This is a genomic window from Allobosea sp. 67-29 (assembly GCF_001898115.1).
Taxonomy (GTDB): domain Bacteria; phylum Pseudomonadota; class Alphaproteobacteria; order Rhizobiales; family Beijerinckiaceae; genus Allobosea.
Genome location: NZ_MKSQ01000026.1, coordinates 219,423 through 236,469 on the forward strand (window position 1 = coordinate 219,423; position 17,047 = coordinate 236,469).

Annotated in this window: 15 protein-coding genes; 6 read left to right on the top strand and 9 right to left on the bottom strand. The window is 67.6% G+C overall.

All coding sequences use genetic code 11. The annotated features are described in order from the left end of the window. Positions 1-128 precede the first annotated feature (128 nt). Entirely contained in the window at positions 129-1,163 is a 1,035-nt protein-coding gene (locus BGO20_RS20150; RefSeq protein WP_291659257.1) for an aspartate-semialdehyde dehydrogenase, read from the bottom strand. 534 nt (positions 1,164-1,697) lie between these two features. Between BGO20_RS20150 and BGO20_RS20155 the strand changes: the two genes are divergently transcribed. Both BGO20_RS20155 and BGO20_RS20160 read left to right on the top strand, forming a co-directional pair. Further along, complete coding sequence (locus tag BGO20_RS20155; protein WP_291659258.1) at positions 1,698-2,720, top strand: hypothetical protein; 1,023 nt, start codon at positions 1,698-1,700, stop codon at positions 2,718-2,720. A gap of 106 nt (positions 2,721-2,826) precedes the next feature. After that, complete coding sequence (locus tag BGO20_RS20160) at positions 2,827-3,132, top strand: hypothetical protein (RefSeq protein WP_291659259.1); 306 nt, start codon at positions 2,827-2,829, stop codon at positions 3,130-3,132. A gap of 100 nt (positions 3,133-3,232) precedes the next feature. Here the strand turns inward: BGO20_RS20160 and BGO20_RS20165 are convergent, their stop codons facing one another. Further along, positions 3,233-5,629 carry a transketolase-like TK C-terminal-containing protein gene (locus tag BGO20_RS20165; RefSeq protein ID WP_291659260.1) on the bottom strand — a complete coding sequence of 799 codons (2,397 nt, stop codon included), beginning with the start codon at positions 5,627-5,629 and terminating at the stop codon, positions 3,233-3,235. 158 nt (positions 5,630-5,787) lie between these two features. Beyond that, a complete protein-coding gene (locus BGO20_RS20170; protein ID WP_291659261.1) occupies positions 5,788-6,492 on the bottom strand; it encodes a GntR family transcriptional regulator in 705 nt (234 codons plus the stop codon). A 116-nt stretch (positions 6,493-6,608) separates the two neighbouring features. Between BGO20_RS20170 and BGO20_RS20175 the strand changes: the two genes are divergently transcribed. Beyond that, positions 6,609-8,045 (top strand): amidohydrolase, encoded by a 1,437-nt coding sequence (locus BGO20_RS20175; protein WP_291659262.1) that lies wholly within the window; start codon positions 6,609-6,611, stop codon positions 8,043-8,045. Here BGO20_RS20175 and BGO20_RS20180 read toward each other — a convergent pair. Beyond that, a complete protein-coding gene (locus tag BGO20_RS20180) occupies positions 8,039-8,341 on the bottom strand; it encodes a hypothetical protein (RefSeq protein WP_291659263.1) in 303 nt (100 codons plus the stop codon). The two genes, BGO20_RS20175 and BGO20_RS20180, sit on opposite strands and share 7 nt — an antisense overlap. Positions 8,342-8,408: 67 nt before the next feature. Next, on the bottom strand, positions 8,409-9,425 hold the full coding sequence (pcaQ, locus tag BGO20_RS20185) for a pca operon transcription factor PcaQ (protein WP_291659264.1): 1,017 nt from the start codon (positions 9,423-9,425) through the stop codon (positions 8,409-8,411). A 152-nt stretch (positions 9,426-9,577) separates the two neighbouring features. Between pcaQ and BGO20_RS20190 the strand changes: the two genes are divergently transcribed. Next, the gene (locus BGO20_RS20190; RefSeq protein ID WP_362890578.1) at positions 9,578-10,300 is read left to right on the top strand and encodes a Crp/Fnr family transcriptional regulator; all 723 of its coding nucleotides are present in this window, start codon (positions 9,578-9,580) and stop codon (positions 10,298-10,300) included. 13 nt (positions 10,301-10,313) lie between these two features. Here BGO20_RS20190 and BGO20_RS20195 read toward each other — a convergent pair whose 3' ends face one another. From BGO20_RS20195 to BGO20_RS20210, 4 genes are read right to left on the bottom strand one after another with little or no spacing between them, the layout of a single operon-like run. Then, positions 10,314-10,790 carry a hemerythrin domain-containing protein gene (locus BGO20_RS20195; protein ID WP_291659266.1) on the bottom strand — a complete coding sequence of 159 codons (477 nt, stop codon included), beginning with the start codon at positions 10,788-10,790 and terminating at the stop codon, positions 10,314-10,316. A gap of 14 nt (positions 10,791-10,804) precedes the next feature. Beyond that, positions 10,805-10,936, bottom strand: coding sequence for a cytochrome bd-I oxidase subunit CydX (cydX, locus tag BGO20_RS20200; RefSeq protein ID WP_291659267.1), 132 nt, complete (start codon positions 10,934-10,936; stop codon positions 10,805-10,807). 22 nt (positions 10,937-10,958) lie between these two features. After that, positions 10,959-12,113 carry a cytochrome d ubiquinol oxidase subunit II gene (gene cydB / locus BGO20_RS20205; protein ID WP_291659268.1) on the bottom strand — a complete coding sequence of 385 codons (1,155 nt, stop codon included), beginning with the start codon at positions 12,111-12,113 and terminating at the stop codon, positions 10,959-10,961. 27 nt (positions 12,114-12,140) lie between these two features. Beyond that, the gene (locus BGO20_RS20210) at positions 12,141-13,724 is read right to left on the bottom strand and encodes a cytochrome ubiquinol oxidase subunit I (RefSeq protein WP_291659269.1); all 1,584 of its coding nucleotides are present in this window, start codon (positions 13,722-13,724) and stop codon (positions 12,141-12,143) included. A gap of 99 nt (positions 13,725-13,823) precedes the next feature. Here BGO20_RS20210 and BGO20_RS20215 point away from each other — a divergent pair, with 99 nt between their 5' ends. Beyond that, complete coding sequence (locus BGO20_RS20215) at positions 13,824-15,437, top strand: ABC transporter transmembrane domain-containing protein (RefSeq protein ID WP_291659270.1); 1,614 nt, start codon at positions 13,824-13,826, stop codon at positions 15,435-15,437. Further along, on the top strand, positions 15,434-17,038 hold the full coding sequence (locus BGO20_RS20220) for an ATP-binding cassette domain-containing protein (RefSeq protein WP_291659271.1): 1,605 nt from the start codon (positions 15,434-15,436) through the stop codon (positions 17,036-17,038). Before BGO20_RS20215 ends, BGO20_RS20220 begins: the two co-directional genes overlap by 4 nt. The last annotated feature ends 9 nt before the right edge of the window (positions 17,039-17,047 follow it).

A 17,047-nucleotide genomic window follows, 5' to 3' on the forward strand; every position in this document is an offset into this window, starting at 1 on the left:
TACGCGATTCGAAACCTGAGCCGCTGCGCAAAGAACACAGGCAACCCATGCGGAGGTTCCTGCGGGTCAGCAGCGAAAAGGCGGGCCGCAGCCCGCCTTCCAAGACCGTGAGAGGGTAACCCGCCCCCTCAGGCCGCCTGCTTGCGTGGCTGGATCAGCTTGCGGTTGACCAGCACCTCGGCGATCTGCACCGCGTTCAGGGCCGCGCCCTTGCGCAGGTTGTCGGAAACGCACCAGAAGGCCAAGCCGTTCTCGACCGTCGCATCCTCGCGGATGCGCGAAATGTACGTCGCATCCTCGCCCGCCGCCTCGTGCGGGGTGATGTAGCCGCCGGGCTCGTGCTTGTCGATGACGAGGATGCCGGGCGCGCTGCGCAACACCTCGCGCGCCTCGTCGGCGGTGATCGGCTTCTCGCACTCGATGTTCACCGCCTCCGAATGGCCGATGAAGACCGGCACGCGCACGCAGGTCGCGGTGAGCTTGATGTTCTTGTCGAGGATCTTCTTGGTCTCGACCATCATCTTCCACTCTTCCTTGGTGAAGCCGTCCTCCATGAAGACGTCGATCTGTGGAATGAGATTGAAGGAGATGCGCTTGGAGAACTTCTTGGTCGTGACCTCCCCGGCCGAGAACACGGCGCGGGTCTGGTTGAAGAGCTCGTCCATGCCTTCCTTGCCGGCGCCGGAGACCGACTGATAGGTCGAGACGACCACGCGCTTGACGCCGAACTTGTCGTGCAGCGGCTTCAGCGCCACCACGAGTTGCGCGGTCGAGCAGTTCGGGTTGGCGATGATGTTCATCTTGGTGAAGCCGGCAGCAGCCGCGGCGTTCACCTCCGGTACGATCAGCGGCACATCCGGGTGCATGCGGAAGGCCGAGGAATTGTCGATGACGACGCAGCCCTGCGCGCCGATCTTCGGCGACCAGGCCTTGGAGACGTCGCCGCCCGCCGACATCAGGCAGATATCGGTGTCGGAGAAGTCGTAATGCTCCAACGCCTTGCACTTCAGCGTCTTGTCGCCGAAGGAAACCTCGGTGCCGACCGAGCGGGACGAAGCGAGCGCCACGACCTCGCCGACGGGGAAGGCGCGCTCGGCGAGAATGTCCAGCATCTCGCGGCCTACATTGCCGGTGGCTCCGACGACTGCGACCTTGAAGCTCATGATGTGATCCTTTGCGGATAAGGCGGTTCGGATCTCCCTTTGGGGGCCGCCCCGCACCGGTTTCGGGCGGGTTCGGCGATCTCTCCCCGCCGGGGGGAGATGGACCCGGAACCGAGGCGAAGCGTCAGCGCGACAGGCCGGTTTTCCCGGTCGTCGTTTTGGTCGTGAGTTTCGTCGTCGTCAGACGGACAGTCACAGAGCCAATCCCGAAGGGCTGAAAACTTCGCTTGCGGCGCCAGACTGCGCCGTGCGCTGTCAGAACACCCGTCGCGGCAAAAAGTCAATTCCCCCTCCCGCAGCGGAGGCTCGCCGTGCCGGGCCGTTAACCCTGCTTCTTGACGCCCGATTCATGCTGCGCGGCGATTCCCCCAGATTGGTAACGTCCGGGCCACTCCGCACGGGCAGGCTCGGCGACGGTGCAGGCGATGCGCGGCGGCAGGGCCGCGCGGGAGTGACGGGTTGCGTTCGGTATCGATCACGGTGTTGGAGAAGGCACGGGTCGGGGTTGCCCGCTTGTGGGCACGGCTTGGTCGCTTGCGCACCCTCGGGCAGCGCCTTGCCCGCATCGACCTCGTCCCCGAGCTGATCGTCGGCCTCGATCGGATGGAGCTTTGCTGCCGCTTGCTGAGCCGTAGCCTGGGCCGCTGGGTGCCGCGCCGCGGGCTCCGTCTGCCGGCTGCCCTGCTATGGCGGGCGCTCGCGGCGCTTGCCGGCCTGGGCCTGACATCCGCTCTCGTCACCGGCCTGTCGGCCAAGGACGAGGAGCCGCAACTTGCGAGCCTCGCCACCGTCGCGACTTCGGACATCGCGGCGCGCCCGGCTGCGACAGGCGACGCCCGGTCCGGTGGCCTGGGCATGTCGGATTGGAGCCCGATTCCCCGGCCGATCGCGATGTTCGATCTCGACTCTCCCGAACTCGGCCGGATCGCGCCGGCCTACGAAGCCCGGCGCGCGCCCAATGGGCAGCGGGAAGACGTGCTGGTCTTTTCCGGATTTGCCGACGCGGCGCCACATCTCCTGATGCGCCTGCGCACCGGACCGCTCGACCGCCCGGCGTCCGCGTCGTTTACCGTGGACCTTGTCCGCGAGGCCGCATCCCATGCGCTCTCGGTGATCCGCAGCAGCGCACCGGCCGCGATCCAAACGCGCTTCGGCCCGATAGAGACGGCCGATGTCGTACTCGGTGACGGCAACGGCAACCGCAGCTGCCTTGCCTTCCGATCCATCGCCGCGGCGCCGGGATTTGCGATGAGCGGCTGGTGGTGCGCTGCGACCAAGCCGAGCGACCGCCGCCAGCTCGCCTGCCTCATCGACCGTCTCGATCTGGTCAATGCTGCCGGCAGCGAGACATTGCGCACGACCTTCGCGAAGACCGAGCTCGCGCGTGATCCTTCTTGCACGAAGCCGCATCTTGCCGCCGCCGGGCGCAAGGCCTCCTGGCTGGATGCCGATGGCTCGGTTCCGGCACTGCGTGCCAAGACCGCCGCGGCGGAGCACCCCAAGATCACGCCCCCGGCCAGGCCCGTCCGGGCCAAAGCCATGCGCAGAAAGCGCTGAGCAGGCGGCCCCGCGCTAACAATCTTGTTAACGGGCCTGCGCTAGCTTTCGCTGCCCAGGCAGGATGCCTACATCATCTGGGCGCCCCAGCTCGGAGATGGCCGTCATGATGTCGTTCAAGCATGTTGCCACCGCACTCGTCGTCATGCTGACGGCATCGACCGTCACGGCAAGCCTCGCCGAGGCCCAGAGCCGCCGCGGCCCCCTGCGGATCACCGTCCAGAAGCGCAGCTATCTCGACGCCGGCAACGTCGTGCCGGTCGGCTCGATGAACCGCTATGCCAGCCAGCACTTCGCCGCGGCACCGATCTATGTGAACACCGGCTCGCTTTACGGCGAAGGCACCCTGCCCGGTCGCGTCGGCAGCGGCGACAACCCGTTCGCCGGCACCTTCTCGACCCCGCGATACTGAAGATCTTCAGTGCCGGCCCTCCAGCCGGCACCACCGCCTTGCCTGCCCTCGCCGCCAGCATCGGCCGGTCGGGACACGTCCCGGCGGTGGCGAAGATGCCTTACGGCAGCGCCTTGAGATAGCGCACCGGCCGTCCCGGCGCGGCCGCATTCGCCGCATGGACGATGGCGTTCGCGTCGATGCCGAAATGCCGGTAGAGATCGGCGACCGTGCCGGTCTGGCCGAAATGCTCGACGCCGAGCGCCTTCTGCCGGTGACCATGGACGCTGCCGAGCCAGGCCAGCGTCGCCGGATGCCCGTCCAGTACCGAGACGATGCCGCAATCGCGTGACAATTCCCCCAGCAGCCGCTCGACATGGCTCGTCGCCGCGTGGTTGCCGCGCTGGCGCGCCCGCTCCGCCGCCTGCCAGCCGGCGTTGAGCCGGTCCGCCGAGGTGATCGCGAGCAGGCCGACATCGCGCCGATCCTCGGAGAGCAAGCCGACCGCCTCGATCGCCTCGGGCGCCACCGCACCGGTATAGGCGATCACCACCGAAGCGTTCGGCCCGGGCTTCCTGAGCCAATAGGCACCGTCGATGATGTCGCGCTCCAGCTCTGGCGTCATCGCCCGGCCGGGTTGCTCGACCTGCCGGGTCGAGAGACGCAGATAGACCGAGCCGCCGGTCTCGTCGCGCAGCCAGGTGCGCTCGTCGGGATCGCCCTCGCCGTCGCGCTGCATGTAGTCGAAGGACCAGCGCATCATCACTGCCAGCTCGTCGACGAAGGCCGGCTCGAAGGAACAGAGCCCATCCTGGCTCATGCCGATCAATGGCGTCGCGATCGACTGATGCGCCCCGCCTTCCGGCGCCAGCGTCACGCCCGACGGCGTCGCCACCACCATGAAGCGCGCATCCTGGTAGCAGGCGTAGTTCAGCGCATCGAGCCCGCGCGAGATGAACGGGTCGTAGAGCGTGCCGATCGGGATCAGGCGCTCGCCGAAGATCGAATGCGACAGCCCCATCGCCGAGAGGTTGATGAACAGGTTCATCTCGGCGATGCCGAGCTCGACATGCTGTCCCTTCGGCGAGAACTCCCATTTCTGCATCGAGGGGATGCGCTCGTCCTTGAAAGTGTCGGCCATCGACGCCTTGGCGAAGAGCCCGCGCCGGTTGACCCACGGCCCGAGATTGGTCGAGACAGTGACGTCCGGCGCCGTCGTGACGATGCGGTCGGCGAGCGGCCCGCCGGTCTTGGCGAGATCGTCCAGCACCTTGCCGAAGCCCATCTGCGTCGACATCACCGGCTGGATGCCGGCCTCCAGCTTCTCAGGAACCGGCAGCTTGGCGGCGGAGAGGCGCCGGCGCCCCTCGGCGAAGAACGGCACCTTGTCGAGGAAGGCGCGAACCTCGCTCTCCGGCATCGCGAGGCCTTCGAACAGATCCCATTCATGCCCGGGCCGGATGCCGCTCGCCTTGCGGAAGCCGTCGAGCTGTTCCTTGGTCATCAGCCCCGCATGGTTGTCCTTGTGCCCGGCCAGCGGCAGGCCGAAGCCCTTCACCGTATAGGCGAGGAAGCAGACCGGCCGGTCATGGTCGATCGACTCGAATGCCTCGAGGATCGACGGCAGGTCATGACCGCCGAGATTGCACATCAGCTTCGAGAGCTCGGCGTCGGAACGCTTCTCGATCAGCTTCGTCACCGGCCCCTGGTCGCCGAGATCGTCCATCAGGCGCTTGCGCCAGGCCGCGCCGCCCTGGAAGGTCAGCGCCGAATAGAGCTGGTTCGGGCAGGAATCGATCCAGGCCTTCAGCCGCTCGCCGCCTTTCTCCTTGAAGGCGGCCTGCTGCAGCGAGCCGTATTTCAGCGTGACCACGTCCCAGCCGAAATTGCGGAACATCGTCTCGAACCGGTCGTAGAGCCCTTCGCGGATGACGGCGTCGAGCGACTGGCGGTTATAGTCGATGACCCACCAGGTGTTGCGCAGGCCGTGCTTCCAGCCCTCCATCAGGGCCTCGAAGATATTGCCCTCGTCGAGCTCGGCATCGCCGATCAGCGAGACCATCCGGCCTTCCGGACGGTCCTTCGCCCAGCCATGCGCCTTCACGTAATCCTGCGTCAGCGAGGAGAACAGCGTCTGCGCGACGCCGAGGCCGACCGAGCCGGTCGAGAAATCGACGTCGTCGATATCCTTGGTGCGCGAGGGGTAGCTCTGCGCACCCTTGTAACCGCGGAAGTTTTCAAGCTTCTCTCGCGTCTGCAGGCCCATCAGATAGTTGATGGCGTGGAAGATCGGCGAGGCATGCGGCTTCACCGCGACGCGATCCTGCGGCTTCAGCGCGGCCATGTAGAGCGCCGTCATGATCGTGGCGAGCGAGGCCGAGGAGGCCTGATGCCCGCCGACCTTCATCCCATCCTCGTTCGTGCGGATATGGTTGGCGTTATGGATCGTCCAGGAGGCGAGCCAGAGGATCTTCTTTTCCAGCTCGGCGAGAAACGGCAGGCGCGGATCTGTTGTCATGGATTTTCGGCTCGAACTCCCCAGTGCGCCGATCATGCACGGAAGCCCTGGCGACACGAACCAATTTTCAGCACCTCGACGAGGCCGCGTAGCGGATTCGCCTAAAAACCGCTCTGGTATCGCAAGCAATCACCAAAGAGCGCTGTCGTCGTCCTGGCCTATCTCTCGGCCGGACGACTGTGACCGACCGGCGCAGGCTCCTCCTCCTGCTGCTGCAGGATATGGGCACGGATCAAGGTCCGTAGCGCGCCGGCGTCCCGAGCGGCGAGCGCCTCGACCATGGCGAAATGCTCGCGGTTCGACTGCTCGATCCGGCTTCGCTTCTGCCATTGCCCAGCTCCGGCCGAGGGGATCCGGCCGCGAAGCTCTTCGACCAGCAGCACTAGCTCGGGATTGCCGCATAATCCGAGCAGCCGGCCATGGAAGGCGATGTTCGCGTCATGGAGGTCGATGATCGTGCCACCGGGCAGGAGCGCGTCGAAGCGTTGGGCCAGACGCTGCATTTGCGCGACATCCTCGTCCCGGACGCGAGCCACGATGGCATCGACGGCTCCCGTCTCGAGGATCACCCGCACGTCGCGGATCTCCTGCGCCAGACGCCCGTCGGGCTTGACGACGTGATAGCCGCGATTGGGCTGATGCATGACCAGCCGCTTCTGGACCAGCCGGTCGAGGGCCCGGCGCACGTCCATGCGTTTGGCCGCGTAGCGCTGTTCGATGTCGATCTGCTTCAGCCATTCTCCCGGAGCCAGCGCGCCGGCCTGGATCGCCCCCGCCAGCGCATTGGCCAGCGCGTCGTGGCGACCTTCGCCCGATTTCGTCCTCGTGCCGCGATTGGTCTCGCCGGTCCCGCCGCCAGACATCGTTTCTCCATGCATCGCTCGGCCGGCCGCCTTGCAGCCGGCCCTGCTTGTCCGGCCACAACCCTTATGTGAAAAATTGGCGCCAATACAGATGCCCGATGCGGAGCAGGAAGCCGATGAGCAGCCAGGAAGCGAGCAACAGCAAGGAGGTCTGGCGGCGCGTCGACGACAAGTCGGCGGACTATTTCGCGCTCTCGGATCGCATCTGGCACATGCCCGAGCTCAACTATCAGGAGATCCGCTCGGCCGCCGAGCACCGCGCCATGCTGGAGCACGAAGGCTTCCGCGTCACCGACAACGTCGCCGGATTGCCGACGGCGCTGATCGGGGAAGCAGGCGAGGACGGCCCGGTCATCGCGATCATGGGCGAGTACGACGCCCTGCCCGGCCTCAGCCAGCAGGCCGGCGTTGCCGCCGAGGCTCCGGTCGAAAAGGGCGGCAACGGCCATGGCTGCGGCCACAACATGCTGGGCTCCGCCTCGCTGCTCGCGGCAGCGGCGGTGAAGGACTATCTCGCCGCCAACGGGCTGAAGGGCCGGGTGCGCTACTATGGCTGCCCAGCCGAGGAAGGAGGCTCCGCCAAGGGCTTCATGGTCCGCGCCGGCGCCTTCGACGACGTCGACATCGCCCTGTGCTGGCATCCGGCCTCGTTCACCGGCGTCAACCGCCCGTTCTCTCTCGCCTGCGTCGAGATCGAATACACCTTCACCGGCCGCGCTTCACATGCCGCGGCGGCGCCGCATCTCGGCCGCTCCGCCCTCGACGCGGTCGAGCTGATGCATATCGGCGTCAACTACATGCGCGAGCACATGCCGTCGACGGCGCGCATTCACTACGCGATCATCAATCCCGGCGGCATCGCCCCCAATGTGGTTCAGGCCACGGCGACGACGCGCCAGCTCATCCGGGCCGCCACGCTGTCCGAGATGTGGGAACTCGTGGCGCGCGTGAGGAAGATCGCGGAAGGCGCCGCGCTGATGAGCGAGACCAGCGTCTCCGTCAGGCAGCTTTCGGGCGATGCCAATCTCGTCGGCAACCGTCCGCTCGAGGAAGCGATGCATGCCAATCTCGAAGCGCTCGGTGGTCCGGGCTTCGACGCGGCCGACCACGCTTTCGCCGCCGGCTTCCAGAAGACGCTGAGCGCCGAGGACATCGCCTCATCCTATGCCCGCCTTGGCCTGGCGCCGCGTGAGGGAGAGGCGCTGAGCGACGAGATCTACCCGCTGGGCGCCGGCAGCGACACATCGGTCGGCTCGACCGATGTCGGCACGGTGAGCTGGGTCGTGCCGACCGTCCAATGCCGCACCGCCTGCTATGCGGTCGGCACGCCCGGCCATTCCTGGCAGCTCGTTGCGCAGGGCCTGGCCCCGGCGGCTCACAAGGGGCTGGCTCTGGCCGCCAAGGCGATGGCGGGCGTTGCGGTCGATGTTCTCAACGACCCCACGCTGCTTGCCGCGGCGCAGGCGGAGTTCGTGGCCTTCCGTGCTGGAAACCCCTTTGCCAATCCGATCACCGACGATGTCGAGCCGCCGCTCGACATGGCGGCTCACTGAGGCGGCTTGCCCGCCGGGCTCTGGCCGGCATCGAGGCCGGCCGGGCGCGTGGCCTTGAATTCCTCCACCGCCGCAGCAGCGAGATCCGTGACAGACGCGGGGCGCTCGCCGATCAGGCGCAGCACGATCCGCCCGAGCCGCGCCTTTGCGTCGTCCTCGAGTTCCGGATCGAGGCGATCATCGTGATCGAGCGACGCCCAGGCACGGGCATGGACCGCCTCGGCGACGAGCAATTCCTTGGAGTTCAGCACTCCGGGAAAGCGGAACGGGCGGCTCGGCATCGAACTGTCAGGCATGAATCGGTCGGGCGTGGTCACGCCGCGGATATAGGGTCGGCACCGGCGAGGGCAACCCCGCCGATGCTCAGCTCGCTCCCGGCCGAGACGCCTCCTCCGCCCGCCTTGCTGCGCGCTCGCGCAAAATCGCGGTCAGGAGTTGGGCCGGCAGCGGCAGCGCAGCGTCGATGCGGGTGGTCAGCCCGACCGGTCCCACCGTGTCGGCGGTGTCGGCGGCCAACACGGACAGCCAGCCCGTCGCGACATCCTCGGCGACGACGCCTTCGGAGATGAACCAGATTGCGTCGGTGAGCCGCAGGTAGTTGCGCGCGAAGGCGTCGGAGACGGTCTCGATCACCCCGGCGGCCGGTCGCAGCGCGTGTGTGACGAGATAGCGCTCCACCGTCGAGCTGATCACCGATCCCGGCGGCGGCAGCAGCCACTGGTGCTGTACGACTCTGGTCATCTCCAGGGGCGAGGCGGCCAGCAGCGGATGATCCGGACCGACGACCAGCGCCAGCCGCTCGGAATAGAGGTGCTCGAAGGCAAAGCCCCGCATCGTCTCCGGATCGGGCATGCGGCCGATGACCAAGTCGAGATCCCCGAGTCTGAGCTGGGACATCAGCACGTCGTTCGGGCCGGTCACGACTCGCGGACGCATCGCCCCGTAGCGTCTCGTCACCTCCGCCAGCGCCCGCGGAAGCACATGGGCGGAAACGGTCGGCAGGGCCCCGACCGAGAAGGCGACGTCCGCATCGGCGCCTTCGTCCCCGACCATGCTGACACCCTGTTTGAGCGCCGTCAGGCTCGCGCCGGCATAGCGGAAGAATATCTCTCCGGGCCCGGTCAGGACCATGGGGCGCCGATTCGGCTCGAACAGCGTCGCGCCGAGAATGTCCTCGAGTTCCTGCACGGTCTTGGAGACTGCAGGCTGGCTCAGCCCGAGCAGCGCCGCTGTCTTCACCACGCTCTTCAGGCGCGCGACTTCGAGGAACGCCACCAGATGGCGCAGCTTGATGCGCCCGTTCAGGGGATACAGCCGCGGACCTGCCATGCTCAATATAACCCCAGCGTTAATCAACGGCGCCAAATGCTGCCACAGCATATCCATTTCCGTAACAGGAAGGGAGATCGCGCGGCTGCGCTTGCGGCCGAGCCGGCTCTGCCGGCCGATGCCTGCGGCAGGCCGTCTCCTGCGGCATCATGGGCCGTTCACCGAGTTGGCCGCGGGCCGCCGAACGGCTATGTTGCGCCATCTTGCGCGACGACATCCACACCACGGGCGTTCCCGCCCTCTGCGCCTCCTGCGAGGCACGACATCGCGGCATTTGCGGTGCGCTGACGGCCGAGCAGCTCACGCAGCTCGCCAAGACATCCTCGAAACGCAGAGCGGGGGAAGGCTCCGAGCTCATCGGCGAGGCACAGAACGTTGAAAGCTACTCGAACGTGCTGTCAGGCGTCGTTAAGCTGACGAAAATGCTCTCGGACGGCCGGCAGCAGATCGTCGGACTGCAATTCGCGCCGGACTTCGTCGGCCGCCCGTTCAGGAGCGAGAGCACCCTGGCTGCCGAGGCCGCGACCGATGTCGAGCTCTGCTCGTTCCCCCGCGCCACCATCGAGCGCATGATGGCTGAGCAGCCAGACATGGAGCATCGTCTCCTGCGGCAGACGCTGAAGGAACTCGACCAGGCGCGCGAATGGATGGTCACGCTCGGGCGCAAGACCGCGGCGGAGAAGGTCGCGAGCTTTCTCCTGATGATCGCGCGCAACATCGATCCGGCAAGGTCGCCGCAGCAGCGCGCGGTCACCTTCGATCTGCCGCTCTCACGGGCCGAGATCGCCGACTTCCTGGGCCTGACGATCGAAACCGTCAGCCGGCAGTTCACGCGCCTGCGCGCCGAGGGGGTCATCCGGATCGAGCACAACCGACGCGTCATGCTCGACGACATCCACAAGCTCGCCGCCTGCTCCGGCGATTGATCGGGCGGGCCGCTCACCCCTCGCCCGGCAGGGCCGACAGAATGCAGTCCTGCTCGAAGGCGATGTGCCGGCGCATCGAATCGAAGAGTGCCCGCAGCATGTAGCCGAACGCCTCGGGGTTGGCGATCGGCCGCCCTTCTCCATAGGCGAGCAGGGCTTCGCTCAGATCCTCGGCGGCACAGCGATCCTGCACATGCTCGGCCATGAGCCGGCTCACGATCGCTGCATTGCGCGACGAGACGGCGAAAGCCGGAAAGACGAATTGCTCCTCGAAGCGATGGCAGGCCTCGACCAGCGGCGGCAGGCTGTTCGCCAGCATCAGGCAGCGCAGTCTGTCGACACGCGCGGGCAGGTCGTCCGCCAGCTTCTCCAGCATGTCGCAAGCCTCCAGCATCCTGGCGTGGCCGCGCGCCATGTCGATGACCGGAACGAAACCAGGGGGCTTCCCACCCTCGCCCCATCCGCCACCGTTGGCCGCGGGCCTTGCCATCGCCAGCGCGCTCGTCAGGGCGTCGGCAGGGCGACGGCATCGTGCGCCGGCTCCTCGCGCACCGTGCGCAGCTCGTACCAGAGCGCGTTCAGGATACCGACGGAGGCGGCGAGGCCGAGGCCGAGAATCCAGGCGAAATACCACATGGCTCGTTCACTCCTGTCCGGTTCAGTAGGCCGAATGGCCGGCATCTTCGATGCCCTTCTCGGTGACTTTGCCCCAGAGCACCCGGTACACCCAGGCGGTGTAGGCCAGGATCAGGGGCATGAAGACCACCGTCGCCAGCAGCATGTTGCGCAGCGTGTCGCGGCTGGAGGACGCGTCGAAAACCGCCAGCGAATGCGCGGGGTTGCTGCTGGATGGCAGCAGGATCGGGAACATCGCCACCCCCACCGTCGCGACGATCATCGCGACGCCGAGCTTGGAGGCGAGGAAGGTGAACCCTTCCCAGCGCGCCCGGAAGCCGATCGCGGCCAGCAGCGGCGCTGCGATGCCGAGCCCCGGAATGGCCCAGAGGGCGGGATGCGCGCGGAAATTCGCGAGCCAGGCGGCAGGATCGGCCACGACGGTCTTCAGCAGCGGATTTGACGGCCCGTCCCAGACGATCGGAGAGGTGACGCGATAGCCGCCGAGCAAACCGAGCCAGACGAGGACACCGCCTCCGGCGAAGAGCAGAGCGGTCAGGAAGGCGGCCGTCGTGCCGAAGTCGCGTGCCCGGGCAGCCACTGCGCCGTCGGCCTTGAAACTCAGCCAGGCGGCTCCGTGCATGGTCAGCATCGCGAGCGACACGAGCCCGCAATACAGCGCCGCCGGATTCAGCAGGCCGAACAGGTTGCCCTCGTAGATCGGCCGCAGGTCCGCGGTGAAGTGGAACGGCACGCCCTGCAGGGTGTTGCCGACCGCGACGCCGAAGATCAGCGCGGGCACGGCCCCGCCGATGAAAAGCGCCCAGTCCCAGCGCGCGCGCCAGTCCGGATCGGGCTTCTTGGAGCGATACTTGAAGCCGACCGGGCGCAGGATCAGGGCGCTCAGCACGAGGAACATCGCCAGGTAGAAGCCCGAGAAGCTGAGCGCATAGAGGGCCGGCCAGGCGGCGAAGATCGCACCGCCTCCGAGAATGAACCAGACCTGATTGCCCTCCCAGACCGGGCCGACCGTATTGATCGCGACCCGGCGCTCGATGTCTTCCCTGGCGACGAAGGGCAGCAGCACGCCCACACCCATGTCGAAGCCGTCCGTGACGGCGAAACCGATGAGCAGGACGCCGAGCAGCACCCACCAGATCAGCCGCAGCATTTCATAGGAAAGAAGGAATTCGATCATCGTCGTGATCCTTGGCTGGGCAGGCGGTCATTCGGCCGGATAGGGAGCAACGGCGCGCGGACCCGGCCGGACCGGCCGCAACCCTTCGACCACCGAGGCGACATCCGGCCCCTTTTGGATCGCGGCCAGCATCAGCCTGACCTCGATCACGGCGAGCGTGCCGTAGAGCAGCGTGAAGCCGGCGATGGTCAGCAGCAGGTTGTAGACGCCGAGCTCGGATGTCGCCAGGAAGGTCGGCAGCACACCTTCGATGATCCAGGGCTGCCGGCCGAATTCGGCGACGAACCAGCCGATTTCGATCGCAAGCCAGGGCAAGGGCATCGCCAGCAGCGCCATGCGGAACAGCCAGCCAGGCGCCTCCGTCTCCCGGATCGTATGCCACAGCGAGATTGCGAAGACGGCGAGCAGGAGGAAGCCGCAAAGCACCATCAGGCGAAAGCCGAAGAACAGCCACGGCACCCCCGGCACGGTCGACCATGCCGCGTCCTTGATCTGCTGTTCGCTGGCCTGCCGCGGATCGGGAACGTACTGCTTCAGCAGCAGCGCATACCCCATGTCGGCGGCGTGCTGGCTGAAGGCGGCCCGTGCGACGCCGTCGTCGCGGTTCGCCTTCATCTTCTCCAGCGCGTCATAGGCCAGCACGCCGTTGCGGATGCGCTCTTCGGCCTTGGCGACGAGCTGGTCGATGCCGGGAATCTGCTTGTCGATCGAGCGGGTCCCGATCAGGCCCATCACCCAGGGAATCTGGATGGCGAAATGCGTCTTCCGCTCCTTGATGTCGGGGATGCCGATCGCCGTGAAGGGTGCGGGCGCCGGCTCCGTCTCCCACATCGCCTCGATGGCGGCGAGCTTCATCTTCTGGTTGTCGGTGAGCGCATAGCCGCTTTCGTCGCCGAGCACGATGACCGACAGGGCCGAGGCGAGGCCGAAGGCCGAGGCGATGACGAAGGAGCGCTTGGCGAGCTGGATGTGCCGGCCGCGCAGCATGTACCAGCCCGAAACGCCGAGCACGAAGGTCGCGGCGCAGACATAGCCGGCCGAGACCGTGTGGACGAACTTCGCCTGGGCGACGGGGTTGAAGATCACCGCCGTGAAATCGGTGACCTCCATCCGCATCGTGTCCGGATTGAAGGCCGCCCCGACCGGATTCTGCATCCAGCCATTGGCCACGAGAATCCACAGCGCCGAGAAATTGGTGCCGAGCGCCATCAGCCACGTCACGATCATATGGGCGCGGGGCGAGAGCCTGTCCCATCCGAAGAAGAACAGCCCGACGAAGGTCGCCTCCAGGAAGAAGGCCATCAGACCCTCGATCGCCAGCGGAGCTCCGAAGACGTCGCCGACGTAATGCGAGTAGTAGGCCCAGTTCATGCCGAACTGGAATTCCATGGTGATGCCGGTGGCGACGCCGAGCGCGAAGTTGATGCCGAACAGCACGCCCCAGAACTTGGTCATGTCACGCCAGATCGTCCGGCGGGTCATGACGTAGACCGTCTCCATCATCGCGATCAGGATGGAGAGGCCGAGCGTCAGGGGCACGAAGAGAAAATGATAGAGGGCTGTCAGCGCAAACTGGAGGCGCGACAAATCGACGAGAAGCGGATCGACCATGGCATCATCCTTCCGGAACGCTTCCTTATAGCGCTAGCATCGTCGAGGCTGTTGATTTGAATCAAGCCGGAGCCGTCCGCGACGTGTGAAGGAAAGGACATGGCGCAATCCACCAGCCCGGACGATCGGCACGACCCGCGCGCGGATGCGGGCGAAGCCTTTGCCGCGCTGGCGCGTTCGCGCGAATGGGGCGCCCGGGATCTCCGGCAGTTGCTCGGCTGGCAGGTGCTGCGCACGGCGGCCCGCCTTGTCGCCTCCGGCCTGATGGCGTGGCTGTTCGGCCGGCTCGTCATGGGACAGGATCTCGCGCCCTGGGCGGTGGCCGCCATCGCCGCCGCGGTTCTGGTTGCGGCCTTCATGGGCCTGATGGCCGACCGCGCACAGAGCACGGCCGAGCTGCGGGTTGCCACCGCTCTGCGGGCCGCAGCCGGCACCCGGCTCCAGTCCATGCCGGCGCGGCTGCTGCAATCCCTGCCGGCCGGCGGCCTCATCGTCGGGCTTCAACGCCATCCCGAGGCGGTGGCGAGCCTCGTCATCGGGCATCGAGCCGCCAGCCTGATGATGGCTGCGGGCCCGCTGATGGCCGCGGCGATGATCGCGATCGTGTCCTGGCCGGCTGCCTTGCTGGTTCTCGTGCTGACGCCGGTGATGATCCTGTTCTTCGCGCTGGTCGGCGACGTCATTCGCAGCCGGGCCGAAGCGCAGGAAGCGGCCTACAGCCATCTCGCAGGCCAGTTCGCCGACCGGATGCGCGCGCTCCCCACCATCGTCGGCAACGATGCGCTGGCAACCGAGGAGGCCAAGCTTGCCCGCCGTCTCGATGCCTATGTCGCCCGAACGATGGGCGTCCTGCGCATCGCCTTCCTCAATGCCGGGCTCATCGACTTCTTCGCCTCGCTCTCCATCGCGATGCTCGCCGTCTTCCTCGGGCTCGGACACCTCAAGCTCGCCACCATCCCGGGCTTTTCGAACCTGGAGCTGTGGCAGAGTCTCTTCATCCTGATGATCGCGCCGGAGTATTTCGCGCCGTTCCGCCGCTTTTCCGAGCAGTACCACGCCAAGGCCGAAGGGCTCGCCGCCGCGACCGCGCTCGACCGTCTGCTCGATATGGCACCCGTCCCCGCGCCGTCCCTCCACGCGGTCGAGCAGGCATTGGCCGGCCTCGCCTTGCCGGAGCACGGGCTCGTCGTCGTCTCGGGCCCGAGCGGCGCGGGCAAATCCACCTTCCTGCGCCGGCTCGCCGGGATCGAAGCCGGGGCAACGGCGCACCCTGCGACGTTTCCCCGCGAACGCATCTGGGTCGCGACGGACAGCTTCGTCCGCGGCGGCTCCCTTGCTGAGGCGGTCGCGCAGGGGCTCGAGGAGCCGTGTCCGACCCGCCTGAGCGAATCCGTCCGCCGCGTCGGCCTTCTCGACGACCGCCTGCTGCCCGGCGGGCTGTCGGCACGGATCGCCCATGGCGGCAGCAATCTCTCGGGCGGTCAGCGGCTGCGGGTGGCGCTGGCGCGCGCCCTTGCCAGCAGACACGACGTGCTCGCCGACGAGCCGACCGCCAAGCTCGATCCGGAAACGGCAGCGGCGATCCGCCAGGCCCTCCGCGAGATGGCTCGGACACGGCTGGTCGTGGTCGCGAGCCATGATCCCGAACTGATCGCGCTCGCCGACCGGCAGATCGCGCTGGACAGCCCTGTCCTGGCCGAGGCCGCGGCATGATGGACCGGGCAGCCGAGCGCCGCGCAACCTCCCGCAGGCTCTGGAGCCATGCCGGGGCCCTCGCGGTCGCGGCCTTGTCGTGCGGTGTGCTGCTCGGCGGGCTTTCCGCCTGGTTTCTCGGCTCGGTCGCCATCGCCGGCCTTGGCGCGGCCGCCTACAGCTTCAACTTTCACATCCCCGCAGCACTGGTCCGCCTTTTTGCGGTCGGTCGTACGGCGGCACGTTACGGCGAGCGGCTCGCCGGCCACCGGGCGGCCCTCACCGACCAGACGATTCGCCGCGTCGCCCTTTTCGGCGCGATGGCGGTGGCTCCCGCCGCCCGTAGCGCCGGCTGGCAGCTCGCCGACCAGGCCCGGCTGGCGGACTATCTGGACGATGTCGAGGATCTCGATTTCGCGCGATTGCGTGCCGATTTCCCCGCCTTGCTGCTCGCGATCGGCGTCACGGCTTGCCTGATCGCGACCGCTTTCGTGGCGCCGCTCGCCCTCGTCCCGATCGCGGCATTGCTGAGCGCGCTCGCCGCGGCGGCGGCCCGGTTCGCGCACACGGGCGCCGCCACATGGGACGAGACGCGCCGGCACCGGCGCGACGGCGCCCGGCGCCTCGGCGCCGCGCTCGCCTCCGTCGTTCCCCTGCAGGCCGAAGGCGCCTGGAAAGGGCGCTGTGCCGAAGCCGTCGGGCTGCTTTCGCAGGCGGACGCCGCCGTCGGCAGGCTCCGGCTGGCGCAAGCGCGGCTGGACGCGCTCGCCGCGCTGCTTGGCCCGGTCGCCGCGGTCAGCGTCTTCGCCGCCGCCTGGCATGCGGGTGCGCGAAACGAAGCCATGCTGGTGCCCGCCTTCCTCGCTTTCGCCTGGATCGCCCTCGCCGAGACGGCTCAGGCGATCTCGCGCCTCGTCCTGGCCGCGCTGCGCCGCCGCGCCGCGAAAGCGGAGATCGATCGCTGGAGCGGGACAGCGCCTCCCGCCGCGCCGGCGGCGGCCGCAGCTTCGCCGGTCTCCCTTCAAAGCCTGGAAAGCCCGGCGCTGGTGCGGCGCGCGCCGGACGCCCGCCCGCTCGGCGATGCGGTCGCGCTGTCGCTCGAGGCGGGACGGCCGACCATCCTCACCGGCACGAGCGGCGCGGGCAAGACGAGCCTGCTCAAGCAGATCGCCGGATGGACCGGCGACGACATCCTGCACGGTGACGGGGGAGCGCTGACCGCGGCCGACCGGCGCATGCTGGCCGCCTTCTGCCCGCATGATGCCGCGATACTGGCCGATACGGTCCGCGCCAACCTCTTCGCCCCGGCCGGGCCCGACCAGGCTTTATGGCAGGCGCTCGACGCCGTCGAGCTGACCGAGCGCATCATCGCCGCCGGGGGCCTCGACGGCTGGATCACCCAGGATTCGCTCTCGCTCGGCGAGGCGCAGCGGCTGAACCTCGCTCGCGCCTGGCTTTCGGCCAAGCCGCTCGTGCTGCTCGACGAGCCGACCGAGCATCTGCGAGCCGATCAGGGACATCGCATCCTCAAGCGCCTGCTCGAAAGACTGAACGACCGCATCGTGGTGATGTCGAGCCACGGCGTCGCCGCGTGGCCCGGAGCGGTCACCATCCACCTCTGACGCGGCCTG